Source organism: Ancylobacter aquaticus (genome assembly GCF_004339465.1).
GTDB classification, from domain to species: domain Bacteria; phylum Pseudomonadota; class Alphaproteobacteria; order Rhizobiales; family Xanthobacteraceae; genus Ancylobacter; species Ancylobacter aquaticus.
Window position 1 is genome coordinate 351,268 of sequence record NZ_SMFY01000001.1, and the last position, 13,352, is coordinate 364,619.

General features: G+C 69.8%; 14 protein-coding genes. 7 read left to right on the forward strand and 7 right to left on the reverse strand.

Annotation, left to right across the window (positions count from 1 at the left end; translation table 11 throughout):
• The first annotated feature begins 27 nt into the window (after positions 1-27).
• Positions 28-1,215 (forward strand): CaiB/BaiF CoA transferase family protein, encoded by a 1,188-nt coding sequence (locus EV667_RS01720; RefSeq protein ID WP_131833612.1) that lies wholly within the window; start codon positions 28-30, stop codon positions 1,213-1,215.
• Positions 1,215-1,997, forward strand: coding sequence for an enoyl-CoA hydratase (locus EV667_RS01725; RefSeq protein WP_131833613.1), 783 nt, complete (start codon positions 1,215-1,217; stop codon positions 1,995-1,997). Before EV667_RS01720 ends, EV667_RS01725 begins: the two co-directional genes overlap by 1 nt.
• Positions 1,998-2,010: 13 nt before the next feature.
• Here the strand turns inward: EV667_RS01725 and EV667_RS01730 are convergent, their stop codons facing one another.
• A complete protein-coding gene (locus EV667_RS01730) occupies positions 2,011-2,733 on the reverse strand; it encodes a GntR family transcriptional regulator (protein WP_131833614.1) in 723 nt (240 codons plus the stop codon).
• A 269-nt stretch (positions 2,734-3,002) separates the two neighbouring features.
• On the opposite strand from EV667_RS01730, the gene EV667_RS01735 reads away from it, so the two are divergent.
• The 3 genes from EV667_RS01735 to denD are packed head-to-tail and all read left to right on the forward strand — an operon-like array spanning position 3,003 to position 6,494.
• Positions 3,003-4,415 (forward strand): NAD(P)H-dependent oxidoreductase, encoded by a 1,413-nt coding sequence (locus EV667_RS01735; protein WP_131833615.1) that lies wholly within the window; start codon positions 3,003-3,005, stop codon positions 4,413-4,415.
• Positions 4,416-4,458: 43 nt separating this feature from the next.
• Positions 4,459-5,466 carry a 4-hydroxythreonine-4-phosphate dehydrogenase PdxA gene (locus EV667_RS01740; protein ID WP_131833616.1) on the forward strand — a complete coding sequence of 336 codons (1,008 nt, stop codon included), beginning with the start codon at positions 4,459-4,461 and terminating at the stop codon, positions 5,464-5,466.
• Between the two features lie 47 nt (positions 5,467-5,513).
• The gene (gene denD, locus EV667_RS01745) at positions 5,514-6,494 is read left to right on the forward strand and encodes a D-erythronate dehydrogenase (RefSeq protein ID WP_131833617.1); all 981 of its coding nucleotides are present in this window, start codon (positions 5,514-5,516) and stop codon (positions 6,492-6,494) included.
• Between the two features lie 16 nt (positions 6,495-6,510).
• On the opposite strand, the gene EV667_RS01750 is transcribed toward denD, so the two are convergent.
• The 5 genes from EV667_RS01750 to EV667_RS22500 all read right to left on the reverse strand — a co-directional run bounded on the left by EV667_RS01750 (position 6,511) and on the right by EV667_RS22500 (position 8,956).
• Positions 6,511-7,836 carry a hypothetical protein gene (locus EV667_RS01750; RefSeq protein ID WP_131833618.1) on the reverse strand — a complete coding sequence of 442 codons (1,326 nt, stop codon included), beginning with the start codon at positions 7,834-7,836 and terminating at the stop codon, positions 6,511-6,513.
• A gap of 173 nt (positions 7,837-8,009) precedes the next feature.
• On the reverse strand, positions 8,010-8,168 hold the full coding sequence (locus EV667_RS22490; RefSeq protein ID WP_165901530.1) for a hypothetical protein: 159 nt from the start codon (positions 8,166-8,168) through the stop codon (positions 8,010-8,012).
• Between the two features lie 122 nt (positions 8,169-8,290).
• Positions 8,291-8,488, reverse strand: coding sequence for a hypothetical protein (locus EV667_RS01755; RefSeq protein WP_131833619.1), 198 nt, complete (start codon positions 8,486-8,488; stop codon positions 8,291-8,293).
• Between the two features lie 77 nt (positions 8,489-8,565).
• A complete protein-coding gene (locus tag EV667_RS22495; RefSeq protein ID WP_165901531.1) occupies positions 8,566-8,742 on the reverse strand; it encodes a hypothetical protein in 177 nt (58 codons plus the stop codon).
• Between the two features lie 58 nt (positions 8,743-8,800).
• Positions 8,801-8,956, reverse strand: a complete 156-nt coding sequence (locus tag EV667_RS22500; protein ID WP_165901522.1) for a hypothetical protein — start codon at positions 8,954-8,956, stop codon at positions 8,801-8,803.
• Positions 8,957-9,156: 200 nt separating this feature from the next.
• Between EV667_RS22500 and EV667_RS01760 the strand changes: the two genes are divergently transcribed.
• Both EV667_RS01760 and EV667_RS01765 read left to right on the forward strand, forming a co-directional pair.
• Positions 9,157-10,227 (forward strand): nucleotidyltransferase family protein, encoded by a 1,071-nt coding sequence (locus EV667_RS01760; protein ID WP_131833620.1) that lies wholly within the window; start codon positions 9,157-9,159, stop codon positions 10,225-10,227.
• A gap of 127 nt (positions 10,228-10,354) precedes the next feature.
• Entirely contained in the window at positions 10,355-11,596 is a 1,242-nt protein-coding gene (locus EV667_RS01765) for an ArsB/NhaD family transporter (protein WP_131833621.1), read from the forward strand.
• 4 nt (positions 11,597-11,600) lie between these two features.
• On the opposite strand, the gene EV667_RS01770 is transcribed toward EV667_RS01765, so the two are convergent.
• Complete coding sequence (locus EV667_RS01770) at positions 11,601-13,301, reverse strand: solute carrier family 23 protein (RefSeq protein WP_131833622.1); 1,701 nt, start codon at positions 13,299-13,301, stop codon at positions 11,601-11,603.
• Between the last annotated feature and the right edge of the window lie 51 nt (positions 13,302-13,352).

Consider the following 13,352-nt stretch of genomic DNA (forward strand, 5'->3'; position numbering starts at 1 on the left):
GGACAATCGAAACGGGAGGAATTTCTGATGGCGCTGCCCCTGCAAGGCATTCGCGTGCTCGACATCTCGCAGGTGATGGCGGGGCCCTTCTGCTGCATGCTGCTGGCGGATATGGGCGCCGACGTCATCAAGATCGAGCCGCCCGGCACGGGTGATTCCACCCGCCACTCCATGGGCTTTCGGCTCAAGGGCAGCGACAGCCCGGGCTTCCTGGCGCTCAACCGCAACAAGCGCTCGATCACGCTGGACCTGAAGTCCGACGCCGACCGCGAGGTTCTCTATGCGCTGGTGAAGACCGCCGACGTGCTGGTGGAGAATGCCCGCCCCGGAGTCGCCGGCCGGCTCGGCATGGACTACCCGACGCTCAAGGCGATCAACCCGCGCCTCGTCTATGCCAGCATTTCCGGCTTCGGCCAGACCGGGCCGTGGTCGCAGCGGCCGGGCTTCGACCTGATCGCGCAGGCGGTTTCCGGCATTCTGAGCTCCAACGGCTTCCCGGACATGGAGCCGGCGAAGAACTCCATCGCGGTCGCCGATCTCGGCGCCGGCCTGTTCAGCGCCTACGCCATTCTCAGCGCGGTGATCGGCCGGCAGACCAGCGGCGAGGGCCAGCACATCGACGCCTCGCTGTTCGAGGCGGCGCTGGCGCTCTCCATCTGGGAGACGACGGAGCTGTGGGGCACCGGCAAATCGCCGACTCCCATCGGTTCGGCCAACCGCATGTCGGCGCCCTATCAGGCGGTGGAGGCCTCGGATGGCTGGTTCGTCATCGGCGCCGCCAATCAGGGCCTGTGGATCACCTTCCTGAAGGTGCTCGGCCGCGAGGAACTGCAGGACGACCCGCGCTTTGCCACCAATGCGGCGCGCGTGAACAACCGCCTGCTGCTTATGGAGGAACTGACGCCCACCTTCCTCACCCGCACGCGCGAGCAATGGATCGACGCGCTCACCAAGGCGGGCGTGCCCACCGCGCCGATCCTCGACTATGGCGAGGCGGTCACGAGCGAGCAGGCGGTGGCCCGCGAGATGGTGCAGATGGTGCCGCACCCGGTGGAGGGCGAGTTCCGCGCGCTCGGATTCCCGGTGAAGATGAGCGCCACGCCGCAGGAAATCCGCCTGCCGCCGCCGCTGCTGGATGAGCATGGCGCGGAACTTCGCCGCGAGCTGGTGGAAAAGGGCCTCCTCAAGCCCGCGACGACGAAAGAGACCGTGTGATGAGCACCCCGCGCATTGATGTCGAGAAGACCGGCGGCGTCGCCTTTGTCCGCTTCAACAACCCGGAGGCGCACAACGCCCTGACCAGCCAGATGTGGCTGGACCTGCGCGACGCGGCGCTGGGGATCGCGGAGGATTCGTCCATCCGGGTGGCGGTGTTCCGGGGCGTCGGCGGCAAGGCCTTCGTCTCCGGCACGGACATTTCAGGCTTTACCAAGTTCACCAGCGGCGTCGACGGCATCGCTTATGAGCACAAGATCGACGATTGCATGCGGGCGGTCGACGCCATTCCGGTGACGACCATCGCCGTGGTCGATGGCTGGGCGGTCGGCGGCGGGCTCAACATCGCCTCGGCCTGCGACTTCCGCCTCGCCACGCCGGGCGCGCGCTTCGGCTCGCCGATCGGCCGCACGCTGGGCAATTGCCTCTCCGCGCTCTCCATGGCGCGCATCGGCGGCGCGGCGGGCGTCGGCATCGCCAAGCGGATGGTGCTGCTCGGCGAGATCATCACCGCGCAGGAAATGCTCGACACGGGGTTCCTGCTGAAGATCGTCGAACAGGAGGCGATGGACGCCGAGATCGCCACGCTGACCACGCGCGCGGCGGAGAATGCGCCGCTCACGACGCGCGCCAGCAAGGAGACGATCCGCCGGCTGGCGCTCGGCACCTTGCCCGACATCGAGGCGATCGTCGAAGAGGTCTATGGCAGCGACGATTTTCGCCGTGGCGTCGAAAACTTTCTCGCCAAGACCAAGGCGGTACCGAAATGGACCGGCACCTGAACGCGCATGCGTTCTAGAGGTCCGGCTGCACCTCGTTGTCCAGCACCTTGCGGGTGACGTGCCAGCCATTGAGGTGGTGGGCGCGCAGCAATTCGCGCAGCAGCGGGCCCTGCCGCTGCTGCAAGGCGAGCAGTATCTGCTCATGCTCCATCACCGCGCGGCTCCAGCGCGCGCTCACCCGGTTGCCGGCGAAGCGATAGAGCCGCACCCGCGCGCTCTCGGCGCGGTAGACCCGCGACAGGGCAGGGTTGTGGGCGCAGTCGACGATGTTCTGGTGGATGTTCTGGTTGATGCGGAAATAGCCGACCAGATCGCCCGCGCGCTGGCAGGCCACCATGCGCGCATGCAGCGCCGCCACTTCCGCGAACTGCTCGGAGGTGCCGCGCGCGCAGGCCAGCTCCGCCGCCACGCTTTCCAGCCCGGCGAGCAGTTCCATCGCCATGTCGACATCGGCGGAGGAAAGCTCGACCACCTGTGCGCCGCGATTGGGCACGATGTTGAGCAGCCCCTCGGCTTCCAGAATCTTGAACGCCTCGCGCAGCGGCGTGCGGGTGACGCCCAGACCCTCGGTCAGGCTGCGCTCCGAAAGCCGCTCGCCCGGCGGCAAGGCGCCGGAGAGGATGCGGTCGCGAATGCGCTCGGCGACATGGGCGGCGCTGCGCCCGCGCAGATTGCGGGGCTCCGGCGCCTCTTCCGGGACATCCTCTGGAGTCATGGCGTCTTGCAGATATTGCATGCAAACATCCTCGCACATTCAGCTTTGTTGGTCCAGACGGCTTGATTTATGCGCATGATTGCATGCAATATGTGAAACGAGAGTTCACAGACGCCCGAGCAAGAGGCGCTGGAACGCGAGGAAATGTCGAGGAGAAGCAGGCCGCGCCGCCCGCGCTGCCGGGCGCGTGCATTCACCCGCCCCGTGCGGGCCGCAGGCGCTTCGCCCCCCGCCGCCCTCGTCGTTCCCCGGCGCTGCCGCTCGCGGCCGGACCGACAGTGAGGCAAGGCATGAACTTCCATCGCTATTTCGCCGTTGACCGGCCGCCGGTCGAGACTTGTGTCGTCGGCACCGGCGGCTTCGGCCGCAGCTTCCTGGCGCAGGGCCTGCGGGTGCCGCGCATGCGCTGCCGCGTCGCCGTGGACCGGGACGCGGCGGTCGCTGCCAGCGCGCTCGCTTCGGTCGGCATCGATCCCGCGCGCATCCATGTCTGTTCGACGCCCGCCGAGGCGCTGGCGGCTTTTGCGGCGGGGGATTTCGTGGCGGCGGGCGATCTTGCCACCGTCATCGACCTGCCGGTCGAGGTGGTGGTGGAGGCGACAGGCCATCCCGAGGCCGGCGCCCGCCATGCCCGCCTCACCATCGAGGCCGGCAAGCATCTCGCCGTGGTGTCGAAAGAGCTCGACAGCGTGGTCGGCCCCGGCCTCGCCCGCATGGCCGCCGCGCGCGGGGTGGTGGCGACGCCGGTGGATGGCGACCAGCCGAGCCTGCTGATCGGCCTCGTCACCTGGGCGCAGATTCTGGGCTTCGAGATTGTCGCGGCCGGCAAGTCGAGCGAATATGACTTCGTGTTCGACGCCGCGACGGATGAGTTGACCAGCAATGGCCGCTCCATCGCCGCCCCCGGCATGGCCGCGCATCTCACGATGGGCGCGCGCCCGGCCGCGGCGATCGTCGCCGCCCGGGCGGAGGTCGCCGCCATGCTGCCGCAGCGCGCCGTGCCGGATCTGTGCGAGCTGCTCATTGTCGGCAATGCCACCGGATTCCTGCCCGACCGGCCGGACCTGCACGCCCCCATCGCCCGCATCAGCGAGGTGCCGGACCTGCTCGCCGGCCTCAATGAGGGCGGCTTGCTCGCTGGCGAACAGCGGATCGACGTGTTCCACTGCCTGCGCGCACCGCACGAGCCGAGCTTTGCCGGCGGCGTGTTCGTGGTGGTGCGCTGCACCGACCGCGAGACCTGGGACATGCTGGCCGAGAAGGGCCATGTCGTCTCCCGCTCCGGCGCCACCGCCATGCTGTATTTGCCGCGCCATCTGCTTGGCGTCGAGGCGGCGACCACGATCCTGGAGGCGGCGCTGCTCGGCGCCTCCAGCGGCGGCATGGACCCGCACCCGCATCTCGACCTCGTGGCCCGCGCCACCCAGCATCTGCCGGCCGGCGGCGTTCTCGCCATGGGCGGGCATCACCACACCATCGAGGGCGCCACGGCGGAGCTGGTGCCGGCCATGGCGCTGACGCCGGACGCACCGGCGCCGTTCTACCTCGCCGCCAACCGCACCCTCGTCCGGCCTGTGGCGGCGGGGCAGCTGATCACCATGGCCGACATCGCGGTGGAAGACGGGTCAGAACTGCTGGCGCTGCGCCGGCTTCAGGACGCGGCGTTCTTCGGCGCATCCGTTCCCGCGCTGGCCGACGCCTGACCCTCACGCCGACATCAAGCGCGCCGACATCAAGGAGACACCTATGATCCCCCGTATCGCCATCGCCCCGGGCGACCCTGCCGGCATCGGCGCCGAACTCGTCGTCCGCCTGCTCGCCCACGCGCCGAACCGCGACGCCGCCGACATCCTCATCGTCGCCGACCGCGACGAGCTGGAAGAAGCCATGGGCATCTGCGGCGCGCGCTTCGACTACGCGCTCGCGACCGACGCCGAGCGGCCGGAGTTCACACCCGGCGTGCCGGTGCTGGTGGATTATCGCGGCCGGGGCGAAGCGCCGTTCGAGCGCGCCGTCTCCACCGCCAATGGTGGGCGTTACGCCATGGACACGCTGCGCCGCGCCATCGACTATACCACGGCCGGCGTGACCGACGCGGTGTGCTTCGCGCCGCTGAACAAGCATTCGCTGCATCTGGGCGGGCTCGGCCACCCTGATGAGACCCACTGGTTCGCCGAAATGCTGCAGCCTAACGGTCCCTATGGCGAACTCAACGCGCTGGACGGGCTGTGGACCAGCCGCGTCACCAGCCATGTGCCGCTGAAGGACGTGGCCGGCCTGCTGACCGAGGAGCGGATCGTCGGGGCCATCCGGCTCATCCACTCGACGCTGGTGCGGGTGGGCGTGGCCGAGCCGCGCATCGCCCTGTGCGGGCTCAACCCGCATGCCGGCGACAATGGCAGCTTCGGCCGCGAGGAGATCGACGTGATCGCCCCCGCCATCGAGGCGGCGCGGGCACAGGGATTGCCGGTGCTCGGCCTGTTCCCCGCCGACACGCTGTTCCTCAAAAAGGACGAGCTCGACGCGATCGTCACCATGTATCACGACCAGGGGCAGATCGCGATGAAGCTCATGGGCTTCTCGCGGGGCGTCACCGTGCATGGCGGCATGCCGATCCCGATATCCACTCCCGCCCATGGCACCGCCTTCGATCGCTATGGCAAGGGCGAGGCCGGCTGGGGCGCCATCCAGGCGGCGTTCGATGTCGCCTGCCGCATGGCGCGGGCGCGCCGGGACGCGGCAGAGGTCGCCTGATACAGAGGGGGTATTCGCCCCAGAATGTCGATCCGGGAGAGCTGTCGATGAAGATCCTGATCCTCGGTGCCGCCGGCATGCTCGGCCGCAAACTGCTCTCACGCCTGGCGACGGAAGGGCTGGAAGGGGCGCCGGTCGCCGGCGCCGTGCTGCACGACGTGGTCGACCCCGCGCCGGCGCAGGCGCTGCCCTTCCCGGTGGAGTGCCACGCCGGCGACTATGCCGTGCCCGGCGCGGCCGAGGCACTGGTGGCGGGGCGCCCGGATGTGATCTTCCACCTCGCCTCCATCGTTTCGGGCGAGGCGGAAGCGCGGTTCGAGGAGGGCTACCGGGTCAATCTCGACGGCACGCGGGCGCTGCTGGAGGCGATCCGCGTCCTGCCGGGCTATCGGCCGCGCGTGGTCTTCGCCTCCTCGCTCGCCGTGTTCGGCGCGCCCTGCCCGGAAATGGTCGACGACGATTATCTGTGCGCCCCATCCTCCAGCTACGGCGTGCAGAAGGCGATGGTGGAGCTGCTGCTGGCGGATTACAGCCGGCGGGGTTTCATCGACGGGCTGGCGCTGCGCCTGCCCACCGTGAGCGTGCGCCCCGGCCGGCCCAATGCGGCGCTGTCGGGCTTCCTCTCCAGCATCATGCGCGAGCCTCTGAACGGGCTGGAGGCGGTGCTGCCGGTGGAGGAAGCGATGCGGGTATGGATCGCCTCGCCGCGCGCCGCCGTGTCCTACCTCGCCCATGCCGCGACGCTGGACACCGCCCCGCTTGGCGCGCGTCGGAGCCTCAACATGCCCGGTGTCTCGGTGACGGTGGGCGAGCAGATCGCGGCGCTGCGGGCGCGGGCCGGTGAGCGGGTGGCCGGGCTGATCCGCCGCGCACCCGATGCCACGGTGACCCGCGTGGTCGGGAGCTGGCCGCAGCGTTTCGCGCCGGCCCGAGCGCAGCAACTGGGCTTTGTCGGCGACACGGATTTTGCGGCGATACTCGACGCCTATATCGACGAGGAACTGGGCGGCCGCCTTCCCCCGCCGTGAGGTCGCCGCCCGGGCCTCAGCCTTCCTCGCCCGCTACCAACCGGCGCAGCACGGCCTCCATCTCGAACAGGTCGCTATAGACGATGGCGTAGCGCGGCAGCTGGTCCAGCGTGTCGAAGAAGGCGTCGAACTCGGCCGCGCCGGCCTCCTCGGCGAGATCGAATTCCGCGTCCATCAGTTCGAGCAGCGCCTGCGAGGACGAGATCGCCGCGACCCGTGTCGGCGCTCCCGCCTCGAAGCGGGGGAAGACGAAGCAGCGGACATGGTTCTCGCCACCCTCGGGGCCGAGATGGAGAGCGAGCGGCACAGGCAGATAGCGCCCGCGCTTCTCGCCCACGCCGATCAGCGGCAGCGCCGCCAGCTGGGGGTGGAAGGGCAGGAGGGTGGGGTAGCTCCCCGACTTGACATTGATCGCGCCGGGGCAGGGCAGCACCACCGCCTCGCCATCCCGAAAGCCGAGGGCGAGAGAATCATCCGTGCCGAAGCGCCAGCCGCGCGTGACCAGATAGGCGGAAAGCGTGCTCTTGCCGGCGCCCGATACACCGGCCATCACCACCGCGCCGGCAGTGGTGGCAAGCACCGCGCCGTGGACGAAGACGCAAGGGCGGGGGTGGCGGTAGACGAGATCGAGCAGCCAGAGCCGCACCTTGCCGACCGCGACCGCGACCTTCTCGGTGAACAGGCGGCGCGGGCCGCAGCGCAGCAGGAAACCGTCCGGCGTTACCACGAGATGGATGGTGGCAAGGGGGGGATGACGATCCGGGGCGGGATCGAGAAAGCCGCCGAAGAAGCCGAACATGCGCCGGCCGCTCGCCAACCGGGCGGCGAAGCAATCGGGATCGGGCGCGTCGTCGAAAGCGGACGGGTCGTCTAGCGCCGCCTCCCCGCCGGGGCCCTCTGATCCGCCACCGCTGACGAACAGGCGAAACGCGACGGATGAGCCGGCCAGCCGGACTTGGTAGCGATCAACCAGACTCTCGTCGCCCGCCGGGACGAGGCTTGTGGCGCGCGTCTCGTCCGGCCGGGGCGCCCTTTCGTCCCGCAGCCGCACGCGGCCGGCGCCATCGCGTTCGATCCAGCCGAACGCCTCCCACGCGCCGAGGCAATCACGGAGATCCTGCGTGCCGAGCCCGGAGGCCTCGCCGAGGGCGGTGGGCGTGACGAAGGCGTCGGGCAAAGTGAGGAAAAGCCGTGCGGCGGCCGCGTTAAGCGCGTGCGCCATGTCGCGGTCCTTGTCGAAGACAAAGAGCACGTCGTCGAGAACGCGGAAATAGAAGCGCGGCTCGGCGCTGCGGGCACCGGGGTCGGTGTCGACCGTCGCGGGGAAAACGATGTCCGTCATGGCGTGCCTTCACCAACCAAGCGGGGGCCAGAAGGCGCCCGCCGCCTGCCGCACTGACTATAAGCCGAGAAGGCGGCAGGTCCTGGAGCGCCTGCAATGATCCGGTCGATAGGAAAACGCTCGGGAGCACATACCGACCCGTATGCAGCGCACGCTGTTCGGCAGATCACCCCCTAGCTGTCGGCGGCGGCGCGGCGGACCGACATCAGGCTGAGCGTTGCCGGCACCGAGTAGGCCGCCACCTTGCCGAGCCGGCGCAGGGCGTCTCGCCGCCGTTCGTCGGTGGTCTGCAGCGGCTTCTTGACGAGGTGGGCGTTGTCTTCGGCTGGCATCGAGGGCTCCGAACGATCGGCGGCATCCCTCCTGAGGCGGGTGCAGGTCTTTAGAGATGCCGGTGGGCCAGGGCCTGGTAGGGCATGTCCTCGCCCGGCATCAAGAGCCGGGCGGGCAGACGTCAGCAGGCGCGGGCGGAGCGGGTCATCGCCATCAGGCTCACCGTTGCCGGCGCCGCATAGAGGGCCGTCCGCCCCAGCTTGGCCAGTGCCGCCCGCCGGCGGGGGTCGGCCGCCTCGCCCGGCGCCGGGGCTACACTTGCCGAAGGGCGCACCGCCGGGGCCGGCAAATCGTCGGAGAATTTATCAGGATGGTCCATGCGAGGTCTCCCGAAAAAGGTGTGTGAAGTCGGGGCCGCGCCGCGTCATCGGCGGCGGAGCGATGCCGCTGCCGCCATCAGCTTGCCCGAGCGGAACGGGACATCATCATCAGGCCCACCGTGGCGGGCACGCTGTAGGCGGCGACCCGGCCGAGCTTGGCCAGTGCCGCACGCCGGCGCAGCTCGGCGCCTTCCAGGGGTGGGCTGGAGGCGGGAGCGTCCCGCCCGGTCGTCGGTTCGTGATCAGTCGCCATGGTGCCCCCAGATATATCGAGCCGAGAGAGGTAAAAATGAACCTCTGCCGGTCTGTCGTCAACTGCCCGCCACGGCCCGGCCCATCATCATCACCGCCAGCGTGGCCGGCACCGCATAGGCGGCGCTTCGGCCGAGCCGGCGCAGGGTTTCGCGGCGAGGCTCGTCGGTGGTGGCCGTCTTTTCCGGCTCGGTCAGCGAAGGCGTCTTGCACATATTCATCTCGTCGGGGGAGGTTGGAAGGCGGGGCGAAGGTAGTTCCTTGGTACCTCTAGCGTGTTATGAGACAGCGCGAACTGCGCTGCCATCCTGGCCGCAAGCCCGCGTGCTTGCCTGCCCGGGAAGGCTCCAATACCGTTAGCGCGAGCGCCTGATCCGCGCGCCACGCCGCGCCGCCGGCGCTGTCAGGGGTTGCCATGCCGAGCCGGTCTCCCGCCCTTGAAGGCCTGCGCCTGCTCTGCGCCCTCGTATCGCCGTTCTCCACCCGCGACCCGTTGCTGGCCGACTGGCCCGCAGTGACGCCATGGGGAGCCCTCCTCGCCCAGGCGGACACGCATCGGCTCATTCCCGCCCTTTCCGTCGCCCTCGCCCGCCATGGGCTCGGCGACCGCGTCGACGCGGAGCTGGCCGATGTGCTCGCGGCCGTGGCGGCCTGGAACACGGAGCGCAACGAGGGTTTCCGGCGGCAGATGCGGACGCTGGGCGAGGCGCTCAATGCGGCGGGTGTCCAGCCGGTATGGCTCAAGGGGGCGCTGTCGCTGCTGCCGCCGGACGGCCCCGCCGCCGGGCGCCAGATGATGGACCTCGACATGTGGGTGCCGGGCGAGAGCCAGCGGCGCGTGGCGATGGGCGTGCTCAGGAGCCTTGGCTACGCCTCGGACGGGCCGGAGGAGAGCCGGCGGCATTATCCGCCCTTCTTCCATCCCGACGAGATGGCGCGGGTGGAGCTGCACCACAGCGTGATCGCTCCCCACGACGCCCTGTTGCCGGGCGATATCGCCGCCGGGGTGGAGTGGCTGGACTGGGAAGGACAGCGGATCGGCCGGCTCGACCCGCTGTCGCGCGCGCTGTGCTCGCTGGCGCAATGCACCAGCCCGCTGCTGTACACCCGGCTGGCGACGGCCGAGGTTCCGCTGGTGAAGGTGCTCGATCTGGTCGGGCGCATCCATGACGATTTCGGCGGCGTCGTGCCGCCGGCCTTCATTGCCCGCGTCAGGGCGGCGGGGTGGGAACGGCCGACGCAGCGCCTCCTCACGCTGACCGAGGCCTGTTTCGGCCTGCCCAATCCGTTGCCGGCGGACCCGGCGCAATTGCGGATGCTGGAGCGGTTCACCCGGCTGCCGCGCTGGCATCTCACGCTGAGGGCAACGCAGGCGCTGATGGGTGGCGGAGGGCGGCGAATCCTGCGCGCGCCGTGGCAGGCGCCGGGCATGGTTGCGCGCTACGTCCGGGGGCTCATCGCGCCGCGTGCGCCGAAGGAGCTTTGAGCGGCGCGGCTCGGAAGGGTTGATCTCCCAGACGTCATTCTGCCCGGCTTGCGCCCGCGACCCCCGCCGCCTAAGCCTTGGCCCCTTCGCGGCCCGGGGCCCGCGTTTCGCCGAGACCGTATCCGCCATGGCGCTGACACTCCTCATCTTCCTGCTCGTCTATGTCGCCATGGGCTTCGGCAAGCTGCCGGGCTTCAAGGTGGACCGCACCGGCGCGGCCGTTGTCGGCGCGCTGGCCATGATGGTGGCCGGCAGCATCAGTTCCAAGGCAGCGTGGGACTCGATCGACTATGCCAGCGTCGGCATGCTGTTCGGGCTGATGGTGGTGTCGTCCGCCTTCGTCGTCTCTGGCTTCTATGGCTGGACTGCCGCGCGCGTGGCGCTGCTGCCGGTGAGCGCGCCTGCGCTGCTGGCGGTGCTGGTCGGTGTCGGGGGCGGGTTGTCGGCGCTGTTGACGAATGACGTGGTGGTGGTGGCGATGACGCCGCTGCTGGTGTCGCTCACTTTGGCGCGCGGGCTCAACCCGGTTCCGTTCCTGCTGGCCTTCTGCTTCGCCGCCAATACGGGGTCCGCCGGCACGCTGATCGGCAGCCCGCAGAACATGATCGCGGCCCAGCAGCTCGGCCTGTCCTTCAACGGGTTCCTGTCCATTGCCGGCCTGCCGGCGCTGGCCTCGCTGCCGCTGGTCTGGGGGATCGTGGCGCTGATCTATCGCGGGCGCTGGACGCTGCCGCAAGGCGCCGGCGTGCCGTCGGCGGACCCGGCACCCGCGCCGGTAAAACTCGATCGGGTGGAGACGGCGAAAGCCGGGCTGGTGACGGTCTTCGTGGTGGCGGCGTTCATTTTCAGCGACTGGCCGCGCGAGCTGATCGCGCTCGGCGCCGCCGGCGTGCTGCTGATCAACCGGCAGATCGCCTCGCGCGACCTGCTCGCGCATATCGACGGTGATCTGCTGCTGCTGATCATGGGCCTGTTCGTGGTCAATGCCGCGATGGCGGCCACAGGCCTGCCGCAGGAACTGCTCAGCGGCATGCGCGCCATGGGGCTGAACCTCGACGATCCGCTGTCGCTCTATCTCGTGGGCGGCGCGCTGAGCAACATCGTCGGCAACAACCCTGCCGTCATGCTGCTCATTCCCTTCCTCACCCCCGGTGCTGACGCCGAGGCGCTGGGCGCCGCGCTGGCGCTGGGCACCGGCTTTTCCAGCAATCTCATCGTCTTCGGCAGCCTTGCCGGCATCATCGTGGTGGAACAGGCGGCGGCCTGCGGGGTGCGGATCTCGTTCGGGGAGTTCGCACGCGCCGGCGTGCCGGTCACGCTCGCCTGCATGGCAATGGCAGCCGGCTGGATACTGCTGATCGCCGCCTGAGCCGCTACTGGTCGATCCGGCAGGTCAGCTCGTGCCGGCCCTCGGGCAGCTCGCGCGCCGTCAGCCGGTCGGCGAGGCGGCTCATCAGGGCGAACACCACCCCGTTCATCTGCGCGTCCTCGTCCGCGTCGATATCGAGGGTCAGTCCCGGGCCCGGCGCCAGCGCGCGTCCGGACCAGGCAAAGGTTAGTTCCAGCGCATACTCGTCGAAGCGAGCGGTGACGGTGATAAGCGATGTCGGCGAAAGGCTCGGCGCGGCCTCGGCAAACTCGTCGGCCAGTTGCGTCACCCGCAGCAGGGCTTCCGCGCGCACGCCCTCGCGGGCGCCGATCTCGGCCAGGAAGTGCCGCAGCGGCGCGTGGCCGTCACGTGGGCTCCAGCTCAGCCGGTGAATGGTCCGGGTGCCGATGCGGAACAGCGCGTTCAGCACCAGTGCCGCCAGCAGGGCCAGAACGAGGGACGAGGTGATGAAGGGTTGCAGCGCGGGCGGCAGGTGCTCGGCATAGAAGCCGGGCAGGTCGTCGAAGGACAGGCCGAGAAACAGCGCCAGCCCGATCGTCAGCGTTCGCCGGGCATCGAGCACGCGCTGGCCCAGAATGGAAATACCCGACAGCACCACGAAGGTGGCGGCGAACAGCAGCGCCGCGCCCAGCACGCCCTGCGGGACCACCAGCAGCAGCGTGGCCGCGCGGGGCAGGAAGGCGAGGGCGATCCAGCCGATGCCGACGCCGATGACCACCCGGCGCGCCAGCACCTCGGTGGCGACCGACAGCCCCACGCTGGCGGAATAGGTGTTGAGCCCCATCGTGCCGATCATCCCCGCCGCCAGCGTCCCGACACCGTCGGCCAATATCCCGGCCTCGATGCTGGCATAGTCGGGACGCTTCCAGTCCGGGTCGTTGATCTTCTGGCTGGCCACCACATCGCCGAAGGCGCGCAGCGTGCAGGCGAGCGCGCCGACGAGGAAGCCCGGTACCAGCACCAGATCGAAGCGCGGGGTCAGCAGCGGCCAGGTCAGTCCTCCCGGCACGAAATCCCCGGCGTCGAGGTGGACGGCGCCGACAGGCTGATGGAACGACAGGTGGAGGGCGAGGCCGGCGCCCAGCCCGAGGAGAACCGCGATGGTGCGCAGACGCGGCCCGCCCCACACGGCGACGCCGATCATGATGGCGAGCGCGGCGAGCGCCGGCCCGGTCTGCGACAGCACCAGCGGGTGGCCGGTGTCGTAGCCGACGATGAGCTTCAGCGCGACAATGCCGAGGATGATGCCGATCATCAGCACCGTCAGCCCGACGATCTCGACCGGCAGAAAGGGCCGCAGCCGGCTGATGAACCGGCTGAGCACGATCTCGGTGAGCCCGGCGGCGATGGTGAGGCCGGCAACCGCCTCAAGCCCGCCCTTGCGGGCGACGAAGAGCGCCGCCGGAAGATAGGCCGCGGTGAACACCGCCGGCAGCAGGAAGCCGCTTCCCATCCGCGGCAGGCCGAAGACGCGCCCGCCCCAGCCCTGCGCCAGCGTCGCCACGCCCATGGCGAGCATGGCAAGCTGGAGATAGCGCGCCTGCAGCGCTTCATCCGCCCCGGCCGCCCGGGCGACGAGCAGGGGAAAGACCAGCGTGACCGCCATCAGCCCCATATGCTGCAGCACCGCCGTCAGAAGGACGACGTTCGGGGGGCGTGAACCGAGGTCATAGCGCGCGGTCATGCGGGCCTGAGGTGCGAGGCGCTCGTGCAGGGGCGCTGCTGGGGAGAGGAG